Raw genomic sequence first — 18,237 nt, 5'->3', positions numbered from 1 at the left:
GCCTAGCTGCACTGAGTACGTATCTTGGAAATGAGCGCGGCCGTATCGATCGGCTTCGACAGGTAGTCGACAGGAAGGGTCTTATCGAAGCCGGCAAACCCGGAGACGACGATCACCGGGATATGGCCGAACGCCTCGTGCTCGGAGACGACGTCGAGGAAGTCGCGCCCGCTCATCACCGGCATCATCCAGTCGAGCACGATCAGGCACACCTCGCCGTGCTCCTCGAGCAGCTGCAAGCCTTCCTTGCCGTTGCGCGCTGCGATGACCTCGTAGCCCTTGAGCTCCAAGAGCATCTCGAGGCTCTCGCGCAGAGTGTTGTCATCCTCGATGAGAAGCACGGGCGAGCTGCTTCGGTTTTGGGAGGAATGGGACATCGTCGTTACACCAAATGCAGGGATACTTCCCTTTGCGAGCAGGGGGGCTGTCGAAGGTGTTCGACGGCGTCGTCATCGCCGCCAGCCCATCCGTCTGAAATATGGGTCCGACACGACATAGGTCGAACATCGAAGGTACTTCGAGGGAACGCGGAGGTGTATTCTAAGCGCATACGATTTTTTATCCTTCCACGGTTGAGCGATCCCCGCTCATCTGCGTAATATAAACAGCAGAATGTCTAGCAACCATACAATTTGGTGCACCATCGGTCTGTATACTGAAGGTAACAAGAACACAGTCAGACCGTCTTCAACGTTGTCGCCGTAAGGAGGAGTTTGATGTTTCGCGATGTACGAGGTTCCCTCGCACTGGCCACGGCCCTGCTCATAGGGCTGTCCGGCTGTGCCGAGGAGGTAGAGGGTCCCGCACCGAGCGTGCCAGCAGGAGATACGCTGGCGCCGACGTTCGATCCGGGATTCGTCTGCAACGAACAAGTCGAGAGCTGGATCACCGTATCCGGCGAAGAGTTCAGTCCCCTGGTCGTCGACTCACTCAACGACCCATCGGTCGATTTCCCGACGGTGACGCTGACCCGCAGCGCCACCATCGAGGGCGACGAACTGACGACCGAGACCGTGTATACCAAGACGCTCGAGGCGAGCGATATCGCTGACGAGTCCCACGTCAAGTGGATCGACAGCAACACGCTGGCCTTTTACATCGACCCCGACCTCGACCTTCCTCGGGGCAGCTTCGACGTCACGATCACCAACCCCAACGGGGAGTCGGCGACCGCCGAGGGCGCCTTCGGCGTACTGCCGCGCCCGACGGTCACCGGGGTCATCCCCGACATGGCCTGCGTCGCCCAGGGCGAGCGCAGCGTCGAGGTCCAGGGCGATCACTTCCTGGTCAGCGACAGCGAGACGCCCACCGTCTCCATCGGCGACAAGACCTACGAGATTGACGAGGCCAACGACTGCCGCGAGCTGCTCTCGAGCGCGTTCGGCACCCACCAGGTCTGCAAGAGCCTGACGATCACGGTCGCCGAGGGCGACTTCGAGCCGGGCCAGCAGCAGGTCACCGTCAACAACATCGAGCCGGCCGCCTGCTCGAGCAAGCCCGAAGAAGACACCGCCGGCTTCCTCGTGGTCGCGCCGCCCACGGTCACCGACGTCAACTCCGAGCCCATCTGCTCGGAGCAAAACGAGTACGCCGACATGAGCGTCTCGGGTGAGAACTTCATCCGCGTGACCGACGCCGACGGCAACGTGGCCATGCCCACCGTCACCGTGGGCGACACCGCCTACACGGCGAGCGACGCCAGCGGCTGCGAGCCCATCGAAGGGCTGGTCAACCAGACCGCCGAGCGCTGCACCGAGCTGACCTTCGCCATCGCGGCCGACGACCATCAGGCCGCCATCGGCGACGGCGAGCGCTCCGCCGAGCTCGACGTGGTCGTCGAGAACCCGCAGCCCGCAGGCTGCTCGAGCACCGAGGCGCTGTCGCTGACGGTGGTTCCGCCCCCGTCGGTCACCGACGCCCAGCCCGAGCCGAGCTGCGTGGCCGAAGAGTCGAAGACCGTCACGGTCACCGGCTTCGGCTTCCTGAACATCGACGGCACGCTGCCGCAGGTCCAGATCGGCCCGAACACCTACGACGCCGACGCGCTGAGCGACTGCACCGCGGTCGAGCAGACCGACGGCGACCCGACCGCCGAGAGCGTCGAGTCGTGCGACACGCTGACCGTCACGCTTCCGACCGCCGCGGTCGACCCGGACACCAACCACGCCATCACCGTCATCAACCCGGAGACGGCGGCGTGCTCGAGCACCGAGGACGTCCAGTACTACGTGGCCGGCCCGCCGACGTTCACCAACATCACCCCGCAGCCCATCTGCACCGCCGACGGCGACAACACCATGCTCGTCGAGGGCGAGAACTTCCTGGAGATCACCGACGACACCAACACGGCCCACTGGCCCACGGTGACCATCGGCGGCAACGTCTACGACGCGGCCAATATCGGCAACTGCACCGACGCGCCGCTCCAGGACGACGGCCTGCAGCGCCCCACGCGCATCTGCACCACCCTCGAGGTGGTCATCCCGCAGGGTGATCTGGCCGCCGGCGACCACGCCGTGAGCGTGACCAACCCGCTGGAAGCCAACTGCTCGTCGACCGAGGGCAACCTGAACATCGTGCCCCCGCCGACGGTCAACGGCATCACCGAAGAGATCGCGTGTGTGGCCCAGGGCGAGAAGAGCTTTGTGGTCGACGGCGCCGACTTCCTGGTCATCGACGGCGCTCAGCCCTCCGTACAGGTCGCAGGCAAGACCTATGCGGCCACCGTCGACACCTCGAGCTGCACCAACGCCACGGTCAACGGCCGCAGCGTCGACACCTGCACGAGCCTGAGCTTCACCGTCCCGCAGGACGACATCGCTCCGGGCGTGGTCCAGGTGTCGGTGGTCAACCCCGACAGCGCCGCGTGCACCTCGACGAACACCGCCGACCTGACCATCCACCCGGCCCCGACGGTTGCGGCCATCCAGCCCAACCCGATCTGCTCGGACGCCGGCGGCTCGGTCGAAGTGACCGGCCAAGACTTCATCGTCTTCGACGGCACCACCCCGACGGTTACGGTCGACGGCGTGGCCCACACCGCCACCGCCGACACCACCAACGACTGCACCCAACTCACGAGCGTGACGGCCAACACCGTCTACAACTGCTCGCGACTGACGCTCGACATCCCTGCGTCGGACATCTCGACGGGCACGCACGTGGTCGGAGTGGCCAACCCGAGCCCGGTCGGCTGCAACTCGACCGACTCGACCAGCCTGGTGGCGCTCGCGCCGCCCACGGTCAGCGGCGTGACCGAAGCGATCGCGTGTAACGAGACCGCCGACACCACCCTGACCATCGCAGGCACCGGTTTTGCCAAGACGGCCACCGGCGAGCTGCCCACGGTCACCATCGGCGGCACCTCGGTGCAGACGACCGCGGCGAACGGCTGCACGGTCGTGACCGGCACCGCCATCGAGACGTGCACCGAGCTCGAAGTCCTGGCCAGCGCAGGCACCCTCGCCGAGGGCGCGCAGGCCATCGAAGTCACCAACCCCGGTGGCGGCGGCTGCGCCTCGGGTAGCACCACGGACGTCGACGTCTTCGGCGTCGCTCAGGTCAGCGCGGTCAACCCGTCGCTGTACTGCGACCAGCAAGGCGGCACCGAGCTGACCATCGACGGCAGCAACTTCTTCGTCGTCGACGGCAACGCCCCGCAGGTCCAGATCGGCACGGCCACCTACACGGCCACCGTCGACACCTCGACGTGCACCACGGCGACCGCGCGCGTGGAGAGCTGCACGAGCCTGACGGTCACCGTCCCCGAAGCCGACCTGACCAGCGGCACTTACGACGCCAGCGTCATCAACCCGGGCCCGCTCGACTGTCCGTCGAGCAGCACCGCGCCCGTGGTCGAAGCCGGCGCCCCGACGATCACCGCCGCGCAGCCCGACCTGGTCTGCTCGAACGACACCGCCTTCCAGGGAAGCGGCAGCGTGACGCTGACCGGCACCAACTTCCTGGTCATCGACAGCACCAACCCCACCGTCACCGTCAACGGCGTGGCCGCCATCGTCACCGGCACGGCCAACTGCACGAGCGTGACCAACCCGACCTACGCCGTCGAAAGCTGCACCGAGTTGACCGTCGAGGTCCCCTCGAGCGAGCGCGACGTCGACATGCTCTTCGAGCTGCAGAACCCGGCGCCGGCCGACTGTGGCCAGCCCACGAGCTTCACGCTTCCCGTCGAGCCCGCCCCGATCGTGACCGCGGTCACCCCGCTGCGCATCTGCCGCGACGGTGGCAGCGTCCAGATCGACGGCCAGAACTTCGAGCAAGGCATGACCGTCGACATCGCCGGCATCGACGCCGACACGGTCACGGTCACCTCGTCGACCTCGGCGACGGCCACCTGGACCTCGGGGCTTCCCCCCGGCGACCGCACCCTGACGGTGACCAACCCGTCGACGTGCTCGTCGGACTTCAGCCAGCCGATCACGGTCGTGGCCGGCCCGCAGGTCTTCTACGTCGACCCGCCGGTGGCCTACAACGGCATCAACACCCAGGTGAAGGTCTACCTGTCCGGCCTCGAGGGTGGCAGCATCTCGGATGTGACCATCACCGACAGCCAGGGCAACGCGACCTCGGTCGCCATCAACTTCGACCCGAACACCCCCAACGTCGTCCAGGCGACCATCCCCGCGGGCATCTTGGCGCAGGGTAGTACCTCGGACGTCTTCGACATCACGGTCACCGACGACGTCAACTGCGCAGGCACCGGCAACGACCTGCTCACCGTCACCGACGAGTTGACCGTCGCCGTCGACAACATCGACCCGCCCTTTGGCTGGACGAGCAGCTCGACGGGCGTCACCGTGACCGCCACCGACCCCGCTCCGCAGGGCCAGGTGCAGTTCGCGGCCACCCCGCGCGTCTACATCAACCCGGTCAACGCCGGGCCGACGACCTTGGCCACCGAGCTGAGCGCCCTGCAATTCGTCGACGCCACCGAGCTCAACGGCATCGTGCCCACCGGCATGCCCGTGGGTCAGTACGACGTCATCGTGGTCAACCCCGACGGCACCGTCGGCCTGTTGACCGACCCGAACGACCCGGCCCTGGGCGCCTTCGAGATCACCCAAGATCCGCCGCCCCTGGTCGACACGGTCACCCCGGGCTCCTGGCCCACCGGCGAAGCCGCGCTTCCGGTCACCATCGAGGGAGACAACTTCCGCGACCCGACCGTCGAGGCGTTCTGCAACGACGGCACGACGACCACCGCCGCGCCGATCACCCGCGTGGGCTTCACCACCACCACGATCGACGTGACCGTGGACACCAACCCGCTGTCGCACCTGTCGTCGTGCTACATCGTGGTCACCAACGGCAACGACGGCACCTACGCGGAGTACTCGCCGGTCACCGTGTTCAACCCGGCCGGCAACTTCGTGAGCTTCCAGGCCGGCCCGAACCTGGTCACCGCCCGACGCGACCCGCTCATGTCGAGCGGCCAGCCGTCCAGGCGCGCCAAGTTCATCTACGCCTTCGGCGGCGATGACGGCGCGAGCGCCAACGCGCTGACCTCGATGGAGGCAAGCCAGCTCGACCGCTTCGGCAACCCCACCGCCTGGTGGACGATGCCCAAGCCGTACAACCTCAACGTGGCTCAAAACGAGCTGCCCGTGGGTCTGACCCACACCGAGGCGGTGCGTGTCGACGACTTCATCTACGCCGTCGGCGGCTACGAAGGTCCCAACGGAGCGACCACGAAGGTCATTCGCGCCAACGTGCTCGACCCGCTCGACGTGCCCGAGATCACCAACCTGGAGCTTGGCTTCGGCGAGGGCATCGTGGGTAACGACCCGGGTACCTATTACTACCGGGTCTCGGCGGTGCTCGACACGAGCGCAGCCCACAACCCCGGCGGTGAGACCCTGGCCAGCGAGCCGCAGCCGGTGAGCATCCCGCTCAACTTCCTCAAGGTCGAGCTGACCTGGGCGTCGTTCCCCGACGCGGTCGAGTACCGCGTGTACCGAACGGCCACCCCCGACCAGCCCGTCGGCACCGAGGAGCTGCTGGCGACCGTGCCCGCCCCGCAAAACGGCGGACCGGTCACCTACACCGACACCGGCGCGGACACGCCCACCACGGGCGCCACGCCCCTGCCGCTCGGCTCGCTGGGCGCCTGGCACCAGCCCACCGACACGGCGGGCAACCCGCTGGCGCTCGACGTGGCCCGCTATCACCACGGCGTGACGTTCGCGCCCGACCCGGACACCCCCGGCCAGTACTTCGTGTACGCCGCCGGCGGTGGCGACGGCACCAGCGTCTTCGGCGACTACGAGTACTTCGCAGTCACCGTCAACGGCCCGCGTGACCAGGCAGTCTCGCCGGTCACCCAGGACGCGACCAACGTGCTGAGCATCGCACGCTGGAAGATGCCCGCGCTGGCGGCCACCCCGCAGAACTCGCTGGTCACCGACTCATACGTCTACGTGATGGGCGGCGACCAGGGAGGCACGGTCACCCGTCGCAACGAAGCGGCGTTGGTCAACCCCGACGGCTCACTGGGCGCGTGGACGCAAGTCGACGACAACCAGCGCAGCCGCGCCGAGTATGGCGCAGCGATCGCCAACAACGCGGTCGCCGTGGCCGGCGGTGACGCCGGCTCGACCAACACCACCGCCGACTCCTCGGAGATCTGCAACCCCGCCGAGGGTTGCACGGCCCCCGACCTGGTCGGCTGGAACTCGCTGTCGCAGGTCAACCTGCGTCTGCGCGCGCTTCCCGGCTACGTGTCGTACAACGGCTTCTTCTACCTGACCGGTGGCTACGACACCGGCACCGGAGCCGTGCTCGACACCACCGACTACTCGGTCCTGGGCGGCACGCCCTAAGACCGGATGACCCGCGCCGGTTTCGGCCGGCGCGGGTCGTAGCGGTAACCGGAACGCAAGACCTGTGAAAGCACGAGAAGTTTAGGAGATACAATGAAGACGAAACTCAAGATTCTCAGCGCCGCGCTGCTCGCCGCCGGCCTGACCCTGTCCGGCAACGCGTTTGCCCAGCAGGTAGGCGGACCGCCCGAAGGCGGCGACGCCGCCCCTCAAGCGGAAGCCGCGCCCGAAGCCGAGGCCGAGCCCGAAGCCGAGGCGGAGGCAGCCCCCGAAGCCGAACCTGCACCGGAAACCGACGCAGACGCCGCGGTCGAGGTCGAACCCGAGTCGGACCACCCGGCCGCCACGAACTCCATCGTGGTCGCCCCCCACGTCGGCGCGCTCTTCCCGCAGCTCACGAGCGACCTGGGCACCTGGCCGGTCTTCGGCCTATCGGCAGGCTATATCCTGCCGATCGACCTCGCCGGCTTCGAGCGCCCCATCGAGATTGGCCTCGACCTCATGTACACCCAACCGGGCGCCGACGGCACCGGCACCGACCCCAACCTGGGCGACCCCACCGCGGACACCGCCGGCGACTACGACTGGGAACTCACCCAGCGCATGCTCGTCCTGGAGCTGTACGCCCTGTGGCGCTTCATGCCCCCCGGCGAGTTCATCAGCGCCTACGGCATGATCGGCCCGCGCGCCTACTTCATGGAGGCCGAAATGGTCGCCTCGGGCAACGACGGCCAAGACTTCGGCACCAACACCCAGACCAACGACGAGTACGGTCTTGTGTTTGGCGGCGGCGCGGACTTCGCCGTCGGCCCGGGCACCATTTATGGAGCGCTCGAGTTCGGGTGGAGTGATCTCAACCAGCGCATCACCGGTGATTCGAATACCGGAGCAGTCGTCATCGACGCCGGCTACCGCCTGTACTTCTGAATCTGAAAAAAAGTACTTGCACGGGGCGAACTGTGTGTGCTAATTCAGTTCGCCCCGAGGGCGTATAGCTCAGCGGGAGAGCGCTTCCCTCACACGGAAGAAGTCCCTGGTTCGAACCCAGGTACGCCCACTCGGAAAAGCCCCGAAGGTCGACACGACCTTCGGGGCTTTTTGTTTGCGTGATGGCATCCCTTGCCAGTTGACCGGTCCCCTCCGTCGGCTTGGCTACGCCGCGCCGACACCTCCCCGCAGGGTGAACCACGCCTCGGGGAGGGGGATTGCAGGAAAAGAAAGTGGTTCAGAGGCGCAATCCCCCTCCCCGGGCCGCACTGCAGGCCGCGGGGAGGTGCCGAGCGCGCTTTCCAGCGCGAGACGGAGGGGCCGCCTCACCAAGCAAGGACGCCTCTGCTCCCCTTCAAGAGCCGATGTACCATTCCGGCCATGTGGTGAGAGCGTCGAGGTTCATTTCGACTCCCGCCGCGACTCTGCCGCGGAGTTGCACACTGTCGAGTTATCTCCAACAGCCAATGGACCGGGCCCCTCCGTCGCATCATCTCCTTGCTAGCAGCCGCCCAGCTTCGGTAGCCTGCAGCACGCACCGCAGCCGCCAGCCCCGGGATACCAAATGCAGCAGGGATTTTTACGCACCGTCGTCTTTCGTGACGAAGTCGAACCGGACTGGGACAACTATCCGTTCTCCATCCCGGCCGTGCGCCAGCTCGGCGGGCTCGCCTTCGACCCGAAGGTGACCTTCTTCGTCGGCGAGAACGGCAGTGGCAAGTCGACCATCATCGAGGCGCTCGCCGCAGTGCTCGGCATGAACCCGGAGGGCGGCAGCAAGAATCTGAGGTTTGCGACCCGTTCATCTGAGTCGAATCTGCACGAAGTGCTTCGCACCGTGCGAAATGCGCGCCGCGAGCAGACCGAGTTTTTCCTGCGCGCCGAGAGCTACTACAACGTCGCAACCGCCCTGGAAGAGCATAACAGCACTGGATTCTATGGTGGCTCCCCTCACGAGCAATCACACGGCGAGTCATTCCTGAACCTGGTGCTGCACCGTTTCGGGCCGCAGGGACTATACCTGCTCGACGAGCCGGAGGCCGCTCTTTCGCCCCAGCGACAACTCTCGTTTCTGGCGCGCATGCACGAATTGGTCGAGCAGGACTCGCAGTTTATCATCGCCACGCACTCGCCCATCTTGATGGCCTTCCCGCAGGCAACAATCTTTCTTTTCTCCGAGGATGGGATCGAGGAGGTCGAGTACGAGGAGACCGACCACTACCAACTCACCCGCGACTTTCTGAATCACCGAGAGCGTTACTTTCAGCATCTTTTCGAGTAGGGGCGTAGCTAATGGAGACCTTCGAACACGACATCGAGACGTTTCCGGCTGGTGCCGAAGAGGTGATCGACGAGCGTCACGAGAATGGAAAGCCGTACCGCACGGAGTACTACGTCGACGGCGAGTATGTCGGAAACCGTCACTGGTCCGAAGATGGTGAATTGGAGGCGCAGAATCACTTTCGAGGCAATCAGCCACACGGCCCTTGGTACGAGTTCCAAGACGGCCATCTGAGCTTTATCACGCGCTACATCGATGGACTCGAGCACGGCGTCGCCACGCAGTATTTGGCCGACGGCAGCGTCCTTGGCCAGTACGAGATGACTCTCGGGACGGGCACCGACCTCTGGTACAACTACAACACGGGCTTACTGGCCGAAGAGCGTGAGTATCGCGACGGCAAGGTCCACGGCTACGAGCGTGTGTGGGATGACTTTGACGGCGGCCGCGTATGGAGGGAGGAGCACTACAAGCAGAACCTGCGCCACGGTATTTTTCGAGAGTGGGACGATGAGGAGCTTGTTGGAGGGTACCCGAAGTTCTTCATCGATGACGAGGAGATCGGCCGCGAGGAGTATATTGAGGCGGCACGGGAGGATGCCACCCTGCCCCGGTATCGAGTTGCGGAGGATGCGCCCGGACGCACGCTGCTCGAATCGACTGTCGCGATGCTGGAGCGTTTCGCCGGCCGCCGTGGCTGAAACTCTGGCTGAAGGTACGCCCTTCGGCTACGCCTCGTGCGAACCCTCAGCTACATGGCCTCGCTGGAAACCGCTTGGCGCGGCGGCTGGACGGCGCCGCCTTGGGTCGGGTTGCTGCACGCCTTGCCGGTTTTCCACGCCCGCCGATGCTGCGACTCCATGATAGGCTCGTTGTCGATGCGTAATCTTATGATGTGATTAATGCACCGTGACGCGATTCTCCGGCGAACACGAACTCATGCTGACCACTTCCGATACCTCCATTCGAACATCTCCAGGTCCCTCGGAGGACCGAGCCCACGCCATGGAACTCGACGACGGGCTGCTCTTTGTCATCGCAGACGGCGCCGGCGGAGTTGGCGGCGGTCGAACGGCGGCCGAACACTTCATTGCTGCCGTGCCGACCTGGGCGGGCGAACGTCCCGATGACCTGCTCGACCCTTGGACGTGGTGCGAATGCCTAAGCAACATCGATCGCGACCTCTACCGAACGCAAAACGCCGGCGAATCGACAGCGGTCATCATCTACGTCCGCGATGGCCTCCTCGCCGGTGCGAGCGTCGGAGACTCCGGAGCCTGGCTCGCCGACGGCCATGGCGCGCCTATCGAACTGACGGCCGCCCAAGTTCGCACTCCACGATTGGGCACCGGCCAGTGTAGCCCGACCCCGATCGGTCCCCTGCCCGCTCGAGGCCAACTCCTCTTGGGCACCGACGGCCTCTTCGAGTACCTCGGCCACGACGAACTCGTCGATGCGCTCGAAGACGAGAACATCGAGCGATCGGCCGACGCACTGCTCGAAGCCGTTCAGCTCGCAAACGAGGCATTTCATGATGACGTTGCGCTCATACGAGGCCGTCTGAGCTAGTGGGGCTTCGTCGGGAAACGTCGCCACATTCCAAGGAGGCAATCGCCAGGACCGTCCGAGGCGCTTGACGTAATGACGCTCCCGCCTATACTTGGTCAATCGACCAACTCGGTCAACTAACCAACTAAGATAGAGGGTGTAGCTGTGGCAGACCTCACGCCGGGCCCGGTCCACTACCACTTCGCCAGCAAGCAAGAAATCTTGCTGGAACTCATCGACGCGCTCTTCGCTACCGGCGAATCCGCTCGGCCGGACGCTGGCGCTGCCTGGGTCGCGGCGACAGCACCCGACGTAATTCCGTCCGGCACTGCGGCTGAGGCTACATGGCAAACGGCTCGCGGCCTCTTGATGGCCCGAGAGTCGGAGGAGGACTTGGCATGACAGAGACCACATCATCTGGAAACGACGCCAAGAACAGCCCGGAAGGCCGGTGGCGCGGCCTCGTGAAGCGATGGATGTTCGCAGTCCTCGTCACATGCGGCCCGCTTCTCCTATTCGGTGCGTCACGAGGGTGGATTCTTGGCGTCTTCTTCGTCGACGTCGTCGGCCTGTTCGTGTTGATCGCGGACGTAAACCGCGCCGACGACGAGGAACGCCGAAGCTCACCACCACAAGTCGACGTCGATGCCGTCGTCGCGGGCCTTGCGAAACGGATCGCGGGCCGACAGGTGATTGTGGGGATCGGCTGCTGGTGCGGGTTCGCCGGATACGTGCGTGCCGGTGTGGTCACCGCCGACGACGGCGATGCTGGTTCGATGTGTTGGGAAGGGTATCTCCCCGAAGGTGACCTTGCCGTTTTGAGGCAGAAACTCAGCAGCGTAACGACGGTGCGCCCGGGTACGATCGACTTCTATCACGCCACGCGGTGGTCATTGGCGTGGACCGACCCGTCGGGTGAATTCCTGTTGGTCGACCGAAGGGGCATCAAGGTTCGAGTCGACGATGAGGTGCTGGTTGTAAGCCGTCGCCTCCGAGGCGATTTGCGGATTCATCGCTCCCGGATTCGCCGAATCTGTGCCCGAGTCTCCGAGTCCTGGACGCGCCTCACCGTCATCGCCGAAACCGATAGGGGCGAGGTCACGCTCGTCTCGTCTCGGTCTTGGGCACCGTACTACGACGTCTGCTACGACGGAATCGACCTGATGGCGGATACCATCTGGCTCGAGTCACTGGCCGAGAGCTTGGCGCAGTCGCTCGCTGTGCCGGTCGATCTGCCGAAGGTATGAATCGCGTGGTTCGAAATGGCATCCCCTGCCAGTTGACCGGTCCCCTCCGTCGGCTTGGCTACGCCGCGCCGACACCTCCCCGCAGGCTGAACCACGCCTCGGGGAGGAGGATTGCAGGAAAGGAAAGTGGTTCAGAGGCGCAATCCCCTCCCCGGCCGCACTGCAGGCCGCGGGGAGGTGTCGAGCGCGCTTTCCAGCGCGAGACGGAGGGGCCGCCTCAACAAGCAAGAACGCCCCAGCTCGCCGCACTCCAATCGCCGTTTCGCGCCCGCTGTTCGGGGCGCCTTCAATAGCCGGCCCCTTGGAACTGCCCACCACGCGCAAACCCGCATGACACGGGCTTCGTCGGGGAACCTGGTTCCCGTTCGCGCGGGTTCCCGTTCGCGCGGCTACACAACCAACTCTCGTATCTCTTCGACCACATCGAAGCGGCATTCGTCACGGAGCTTGTCAGACAGCTCGCCCCATTCCAACAGATGCTCGATAGCACGAGTGCGGCACCTCGAACACGGCCCTTTCTCGTAGACCCACGTCAGACATGGCGCAAGGGCTGCGTCGGCGTTGTTCTCGGCCAGCTCGAGGAGCACCGACCCAAGCGAATGATTGCGCGTTTTTGCTTCGTCACTGATCGACTCGTCGTTCGGAAGACAGCGCAGGATCAGGTCCGCATCGTCAGTCCTGAAATTCCTCCGCAGCATTTCGATCGCTGCGGCCAAATCGGTCGTCGACGAAGGCTCCTCCAGCCGGTCGACCGCTGCCTGCCGCACGCGCGAGTCAGACGTATTGGCCAGCGCCGACGCGGCCGCAGTGCGCAGCCGCTCGTCGTCCGAATCGAGCCATTCGAAGACTCGCGGAGCGAGTTCGGGAAGTTCTCGGCTGTCGAACACCCACAGGCACCGCAACGCGGCTTCGAGCTCTTGCTCGCCAAGAAGTCGATCGAAGATGGCACAAAGCTCTTCGGCTGAAGCGTGCCTTCCGAACCACCTGAACTGAAAGCCAACCTGCCAGCGCGCCTCGTCAATCGCCTGGCTGATGACTTCGTAGGATGGCACCTTTCGGCGTATCCCTGTGACATCTGCGCCCTTGTCTCGACGCGGCAACGCTTCAGCAAATTGCTCGAGAAAAGCACTCACTCCGAGACTCTGGGCGCTGGCTTCCTGCAGGCGCGCCAGTACCTGGACGGAACCAAACTCCTCACACGCCGTCGGGACAGCCGCGTCCCACTGGTCTACCCGGTCCCCGGCGAGGATGCGTTCGCCCGCGACCTCCGCCATAAACGTGAGGCCGTCGAGTCCGTCGAGGGACAGCAATTGATCAGCAGCCACCCAATCGGCCTCGCTGAAGCGGTTTTCACGATACACCTGGTAGAGCAACTCCCGTCCACGCTGGTGGCCTCGACGAGCATAGTGCAGCGCAAAGTCGCACAACTGGTCGGCACTCCAGACAGCGTCCACAGCACCCTCTTCGACAACCTCGAGGGCATCGAGGATTGCTTCACGGTAGAAGTCGCCGTGCGACGTCGCGTCGACCATCTCAAGCAGCCATTCTGCGCGGCTCCCCTCGATCTGGGGATCGTATGAGCGTACGTGCACGCAGGCGTCCAGCAAGTGCTTGCGAATCTGTTCGTCGCCGTACTTGCGCACATGCAACACAGCACGCCCCAGGCCCTTGTAGAGGGCGCTGCAGAATTGTTCTGGTATGAATGGATTGTTCAATCGTCTATCTCCGCTAGTCGGTCGAGCGTACCCGTGCGAATCTCAGGTTCCAAACGTTGGTTGCTCGTCTGTGTGCGTCGTCGGGCCTCGTCGAACACATCCTCTCGAGCCTCTGACGCACCTCCTTTTCCCATTTGGTATCCCCCCTCGCAAGAAGTCCCTGATTTGAACCCAGCTACGCCTACTCGGAAGAGCCCCGAAGGTCGACAGGACTTTCGGGGCATTTTTGTGGGCGTGATGGCATCCCTTGCCAGTTGACCGGTCCCCTCCGTCGGCTTGGCTACGCCGCGCCGACACCTCCCCGCAGGCTGAACCACGCCTCGGGGAGGGGGATTGCAGGAAAGGAAAGTGGTTCAGAGGCGCAATCCCCCTCCCCGGGCCGCATTGCAGGCCGCGGGGAGGTGTCGAGCGCGCTTTCCAGCGCGAGACGGAGGGGCCGCCTCAACAAGCAAGGACACCTCAACTCGCCGCACTCCAATCGCCGTTACGCGCCCGCTGTTAAGGGCGCCTGAATCACGGCGTCTTGGAACTGCCCACCACGCGCAAACCCGCATGACATGGACTTCGTCGGGGAACCTGGTTCCCGTTCGCGCAAATGGACACCGCTGGCTCGACAAGAGAAACCGGTGCTGCGGCTCGAAGGAGGCTTCATTGTCGAGCCGAGCGAGAAGTGATGGGATGAATACGTCAGCGTGATTGTGCCAAACACGTGCGCTGACGTCGTTCTCACGGCCCAACGTCGGCGACAAGTTCACTGGAACTCATTTATCACGCTCATCGGCCCGACCTTTGCGACACACCGGCCATCGTCGCGCGAACCTCGAACCGTTACGGTTGTGGTGTGCATGCTCCCACCCGGTGAGAAATCAGCCCGCTCGATTAGTTTGTAGGCTTCCGAGCCGACACGAACGCCGGAGATGCTCATCCGTTGCTCTCGCGGCAACTCGAAGCCCTCCGCCTCCCACAAGTCGAACGCGACCTCATCGGGCATGCATATCGCGCCCTCAACACAACTCGATAGTCTGGCGGTTGGAGGCAGCGACGGCGGGAACCTGCAGTGTTTCTCGTAGTAGCTCTGGGTTTGCGTCGCCGCGCTGTAGATTGGCCTAGGACGGGAGTGCGTGAACTCCTCGAGGTACATCTCGCACACTGTTTTGAGCCCCACCGTGCCGCCCAGCAAAGCAAGCGCAACGATCAGGAAGAATTGCCAGCCGCGCCCTCGTGGCTCGCGTTTCGATGTACCCGGCACCCGAGAACTCATTCGTGAAAACCTCGTTGCATCTGGACTCCCCCATGTGGGTCGTAGGAGTTGCTCGCCCCGGCCGATCGGAAAGCTTCGGAGAGTCAGCGGTAGCGCATCCTACTGTACTCCGACCTCGCTCCGAGCGTAAACCAAGGCAACAAACCACGCGGGTATCGAGACTCCATGTGCCACTCGACCGCCCCCGTGCTATACGCGGCTCGATAATCTCCCTCTACGAGCCTGGACCATGAGCATCGCCCAAGAACTTCTCGACCGCGCCAACAACCAATGTGAGTTATGCGCGTCCACAGCGCTGCTGCGTCAGTACGACGTTCCCTCCGACGAGCCGAGGGATACGGCCATTGTCATTTGCGGCGAGTGCGCGGCCCAACTCGAAGAGGGCGCCGAGCTCGATTCCAATCACTGGTACTGCTTGCAGGGTTCCATCTGGAGCGAAAATGCGGCTGTGAAGGTCCTGAGTTGGCGTCTGCTCCACAGGCTCCGCGGCGAGTCGTGGGCCCGGGATCTCTTCGAGCAAGCGTATCTGACCGAAGACGAGCAGGCATGGGCCAACGAGGGCGTCGCCCAGACATCTCACGTCGGTCCCCCGACCCTAGATAGCAATGGCCAGCAACTTCAGGATGGAGATGCGGTGACGTTGGTGCGCAACCTCGATGTGAAAGGGACGAATTTCGTCGCCAAGCAAGGCACACGCGTCAAGAATATCCGCCTCACCGACGATCCCGGTCATGTCGAGGGGAAGGTCAACGGCGTGATGCTCGTGCTCAAGACCGAGTTTCTCAAGAAGGCGTAGCACTCGAGGAACCCCGGCTTCGTCGGGGAATCTGGTTCCCTTTCGTGGCAGTGGACGCTCCATCTCCCCTGTGTTCATTTCAATTGACTCGCACACGATACCGCTTGCCTGTGCCGATTCACCACTGAAGCTCGGTGCATGGTGAAGGCTGCGGGGGCGTTTTGACCTGCAGGGTAGTAGCGCCCGCTATTAAAGGCGAGGTCAGACAGCGACCTCGCAGAACTACCATTTGCGGGTCGACATCTTGCAGCGTTCGGGCTGGCCAGGCTCGCGCAATGGCACCTCGCGGCCACCCGCACCTTTCAAATGGACGACCCTCAAATCGTAGTTTGCGCCGTAGTTCAGGCGCCTTAAATAGCAGCCTACTCCCCCCGCTCCTCGCGCAGGCGCTCTTTGGTCTTTCGTCCCTTTTCGCTGAGCAGCGGCTTGAGTCGCTGGCGCACCTCGGGGACGAGGTAGCCGAGCGTGGCGAGCTTGCCGCCCAGGGGAGGGAATTCGCGCTCGACTTTGCCGTCCTGGGCGCAGGCGAGGATCATGTCAGCGACGTCCTCGGCCGAGCACATCTTCTGGCTGAAGACGATATCCTCGACCTCGTCGAGATTCTCCATGATAAACGAGGTGTCGATCGGCCCGGGGCTGACCGCGCTGACCGTAATGCCCGAACCGTCGAGTTCTTGGGCCATCGCGTAGGTAAAGGCGCGCAGCCCGAACTTGGTCGCCGAGTACGTCGCCGCCCCGTCGAGGGGCACCTTGCCGGCGAGGCTGGCGACGTTGACGACGAAGCCGGAGCCCTGCCCGCGCAGGTACGGCAGCGCCATGCGCGTCAGCACCAGCGGCGCGCGCAGGTTCACGTCCACCATCGTGGCGACCTCCTCGGGCGTACGCGTCTCGAGATCGCCACGAAAGTGAGCGCCTGCATTGTTGACCACCCCGTCCAAACTGCCGAAATGCTCGACGGTCTGCTCGAGCGCCGCCTGCATGGCGTCCAGGTCGGAGACGTCCAGCGGGATGACCAGCGAGCGCTCCAACCCTTCGGCCGCCTCCTCGAGCGGCCCCGGGGAGCGCGCGACCAACACCACGTTGGCGCCCGCGCGGTGGAAGGCCTCGGTGGTCGCGCGCCCCACTCCTTTGGACGCGCCGGTGATGAAGACGGTTTTTCCGGTAAAATCGTACGTCGACGCCATGGCTGAGCCTCCGTGATTCGTAGTGTCTATCGGGCCCTCCAGAATGGTGGCTCCCCACCCGAGTTGCAAGCTCCAAACCGGACGAAAACCGAGCCAACCACACCGCGCACCGTAAGGGCCTCTTCTTGCCCGGAAACAGGACAGCCTGCAACTCGGTTCGGTATTCGGTCATCATTTGTCCTTCGGCTTCGGTCGATGTACGGTGTGCGGCTCGACTCCGAGCAAATCAGCCAAACGGGACTCTCGATGCCCCCCACACCGGAAATCTTGCGCAAGCATCGCAAAGCGGCGCGCATTCTTCTCGTCGATCAGCACGATCGCGTGTTGCTTCTGTCGAGCTGGTTCGAGACACGAAAGTGCATCATCTGGCTCGCCCCGGGCGGTGCGCTCGAAGCCGACGAATCGTACCTCGAGGCTGCCAGGCGCGAGTGTTGGGAGGAGACCGGCCTCGAACACGACGGCGAGCTTCCACACGTGTGGGTTCGCGAGCACAAGTGGATGTGGGACGACTGTCCTGTGCACACCCACGAGCACTATTTCTTCGCCAGAGTCGACCGCTTCGAGCCCCAGCCCCAACAACTCGAGGAGTATGAAGCCGAAGTATTTCGCGGGCACCGATGGTGGACGGCCGACGAGTTGCGTGACTGCGACGAGCTGATCGTGCCAGGCGACCTCGCCGAGTTGTTGGTGCCGCTGCTGCAAGGCGAGCTTCCAGACGAACCGCTGCGGGTGGGCGTTTAAGTGCAGTTACGGAGGACTTTCGTCTTTCGGCACGAGTGCTTCCAGCTCTCGCAGACGAGGGCAAGATGCCCCCGCACCGAACACATATCGCGAAAGCCTTCCTGAAATGAGCGCTCCCCGACTTCACCGGCCCCGGGAACCTGCACAGCGGCCAAGGCAAGCGAAGACGCTCAACTCGCCGCACGCCAGTCGCCAACGTGTGGACGCGATATGGCCAGGCTGTTAGGCTGGACGCCCCTCGTCCCATAGGAACATGACGATGATCGCACTGATTCGCATATCGAAATTCGCAGTCGTGATTCTGTTCTTGGTCGCCGCATCATGTCTCTTGGCCTACGCCTACAAGAGCTCCCACACTTGCAGTGTATGCAAGACGCATTATGCCACGCAGGTCGAGGTCGCCAGCGCACCCCATGTCCTGCAGAAGGGCCAGCGTCTGACCGCTGCCGACATCACCTTCGTAAAGGTTCCCGCGTACTTCCTCCCCAGTCGCGTGTTCTCCAAGGAAGACGTTCCCTGTGTGGTAGGCCAGCAACTCAACAACCGAGTCGAGGAAGGAGCGCTCTTGTTGCCGAGCGACTTCGAAGAGCCGCGGACGCGCGCTGATGGGAGTTGCGCCAATTGGAAGTAGCGGTCG

General features: G+C 64.1%; 13 protein-coding genes and 1 tRNA gene. 10 read left to right on the top strand and 4 right to left on the bottom strand.

The genetic code is table 11. The features are described 5' to 3' along the window. Nucleotides 1-2: 2 nt before the first annotated feature. Nucleotides 3-377, bottom strand: a complete 375-nt coding sequence (locus FIV42_RS20820; RefSeq protein ID WP_141199559.1) for a response regulator — start codon at nt 375-377, stop codon at nt 3-5. A 339-nt stretch (nt 378-716) separates the two neighbouring features. Between FIV42_RS20820 and FIV42_RS20815 the strand changes: the two genes are divergently transcribed. The 7 genes from FIV42_RS20815 to FIV42_RS20785 all read left to right on the top strand — a co-directional run bounded on the left by FIV42_RS20815 (nt 717) and on the right by FIV42_RS20785 (nt 11,903). Further along, on the top strand, nt 717-6,839 hold the full coding sequence (locus FIV42_RS20815; protein ID WP_141199558.1) for an IPT/TIG domain-containing protein: 6,123 nt from the start codon (nt 717-719) through the stop codon (nt 6,837-6,839). Nucleotides 6,840-6,932: 93 nt separating this feature from the next. Then, nucleotides 6,933-7,766, top strand: a complete 834-nt coding sequence (locus FIV42_RS20810; protein ID WP_141199557.1) for a hypothetical protein — start codon at nt 6,933-6,935, stop codon at nt 7,764-7,766. 58 nt (nt 7,767-7,824) lie between these two features. Continuing rightward, a tRNA-Val gene (locus FIV42_RS20805) sits at nt 7,825-7,896 on the top strand. Nucleotides 7,897-8,391: 495 nt separating this feature from the next. Beyond that, the gene (locus FIV42_RS20800) at nt 8,392-9,108 is read left to right on the top strand and encodes an AAA family ATPase (protein ID WP_141199556.1); all 717 of its coding nucleotides are present in this window, start codon (nt 8,392-8,394) and stop codon (nt 9,106-9,108) included. A gap of 11 nt (nt 9,109-9,119) precedes the next feature. Continuing rightward, on the top strand, nt 9,120-9,809 hold the full coding sequence (locus tag FIV42_RS20795) for a toxin-antitoxin system YwqK family antitoxin (protein ID WP_141199555.1): 690 nt from the start codon (nt 9,120-9,122) through the stop codon (nt 9,807-9,809). Between the two features lie 304 nt (nt 9,810-10,113). Beyond that, nucleotides 10,114-10,677, top strand: a complete 564-nt coding sequence (locus FIV42_RS20790; protein WP_168210817.1) for a PP2C family serine/threonine-protein phosphatase — start codon at nt 10,114-10,116, stop codon at nt 10,675-10,677. Between the two features lie 377 nt (nt 10,678-11,054). Then, nucleotides 11,055-11,903 (top strand): hypothetical protein, encoded by an 849-nt coding sequence (locus tag FIV42_RS20785; protein WP_141199553.1) that lies wholly within the window; start codon nt 11,055-11,057, stop codon nt 11,901-11,903. Nucleotides 11,904-12,292: 389 nt separating this feature from the next. Here FIV42_RS20785 and FIV42_RS20780 read toward each other — a convergent pair whose 3' ends face one another. Together FIV42_RS20780 and FIV42_RS20775 are read right to left on the bottom strand one after the other, a co-directional pair. Further along, entirely contained in the window at nt 12,293-13,618 is a 1,326-nt protein-coding gene (locus FIV42_RS20780; protein WP_141199552.1) for a HEAT repeat domain-containing protein, read from the bottom strand. Nucleotides 13,619-14,369: 751 nt separating this feature from the next. Then, nucleotides 14,370-14,879, bottom strand: coding sequence for a hypothetical protein (locus FIV42_RS20775; protein ID WP_141199551.1), 510 nt, complete (start codon nt 14,877-14,879; stop codon nt 14,370-14,372). 229 nt (nt 14,880-15,108) lie between these two features. Between FIV42_RS20775 and FIV42_RS20770 the strand changes: the two genes are divergently transcribed. Next, nucleotides 15,109-15,675, top strand: a complete 567-nt coding sequence (locus FIV42_RS20770; RefSeq protein ID WP_141199550.1) for a PhnA domain-containing protein — start codon at nt 15,109-15,111, stop codon at nt 15,673-15,675. Nucleotides 15,676-16,037: 362 nt separating this feature from the next. Here FIV42_RS20770 and FIV42_RS20765 read toward each other — a convergent pair whose 3' ends face one another. Then, the gene (locus FIV42_RS20765) at nt 16,038-16,859 is read right to left on the bottom strand and encodes an SDR family NAD(P)-dependent oxidoreductase (protein ID WP_141199549.1); all 822 of its coding nucleotides are present in this window, start codon (nt 16,857-16,859) and stop codon (nt 16,038-16,040) included. Between the two features lie 246 nt (nt 16,860-17,105). On the opposite strand from FIV42_RS20765, the gene FIV42_RS20760 reads away from it, so the two are divergent. Next, nucleotides 17,106-17,600: an NUDIX hydrolase gene (locus tag FIV42_RS20760; protein ID WP_168210816.1), complete on the top strand. Its 495-nt coding sequence runs from the start codon at nt 17,106-17,108 to the stop codon at nt 17,598-17,600. 259 nt (nt 17,601-17,859) lie between these two features. Beyond that, on the top strand, nt 17,860-18,231 hold the full coding sequence (locus FIV42_RS20755; RefSeq protein ID WP_168210815.1) for a flagella basal body P-ring formation protein FlgA: 372 nt from the start codon (nt 17,860-17,862) through the stop codon (nt 18,229-18,231). The last annotated feature ends 6 nt before the right edge of the window (nt 18,232-18,237 follow it).

It is taken from the genome of Persicimonas caeni (assembly GCF_006517175.1).
Taxonomy (GTDB): Bacteria; Myxococcota_A; Bradymonadia; order Bradymonadales; family Bradymonadaceae; genus Persicimonas; species Persicimonas caeni.
Note: the sequence above shows the minus strand (reverse complement) of the source record. Positions and strands in the feature narration are given on the sequence as shown.

Bases quoted from the DNA above. Each gene is read 5' to 3' on its own strand.
- FIV42_RS20820 (WP_141199559.1), bottom strand. From the start codon at position 377: ATGTCCCATTCCTCCCAAAACCGAAGCAGCTCGCCCGTGCTTCTCATC.
- FIV42_RS20755 (WP_168210815.1), top strand. From the start codon at position 17,860: ATGATCGCACTGATTCGCATATCGAAATTCGCAGTCGTGATTCTGTTC.
- FIV42_RS20790 (WP_168210817.1), top strand. From the start codon at position 10,114: ATGGAACTCGACGACGGGCTGCTCTTTGTCATCGCAGACGGCGCCGGC.
- FIV42_RS20800 (WP_141199556.1), top strand. From the start codon at position 8,392: ATGCAGCAGGGATTTTTACGCACCGTCGTCTTTCGTGACGAAGTCGAA.
- FIV42_RS20775 (WP_141199551.1), bottom strand. From the start codon at position 14,879: ATGAGTTCTCGGGTGCCGGGTACATCGAAACGCGAGCCACGAGGGCGC.
- FIV42_RS20785 (WP_141199553.1), top strand. From the start codon at position 11,055: ATGACAGAGACCACATCATCTGGAAACGACGCCAAGAACAGCCCGGAA.
- FIV42_RS20770 (WP_141199550.1), top strand. From the start codon at position 15,109: ATGAGCATCGCCCAAGAACTTCTCGACCGCGCCAACAACCAATGTGAG.
- FIV42_RS20765 (WP_141199549.1), bottom strand. From the start codon at position 16,859: ATGGCGTCGACGTACGATTTTACCGGAAAAACCGTCTTCATCACCGGC.
- FIV42_RS20810 (WP_141199557.1), top strand. From the start codon at position 6,933: ATGAAGACGAAACTCAAGATTCTCAGCGCCGCGCTGCTCGCCGCCGGC.
- FIV42_RS20760 (WP_168210816.1), top strand. From the start codon at position 17,106: ATGCCCCCCACACCGGAAATCTTGCGCAAGCATCGCAAAGCGGCGCGC.
- FIV42_RS20815 (WP_141199558.1), top strand. From the start codon at position 717: ATGTTTCGCGATGTACGAGGTTCCCTCGCACTGGCCACGGCCCTGCTC.
- FIV42_RS20795 (WP_141199555.1), top strand. From the start codon at position 9,120: ATGGAGACCTTCGAACACGACATCGAGACGTTTCCGGCTGGTGCCGAA.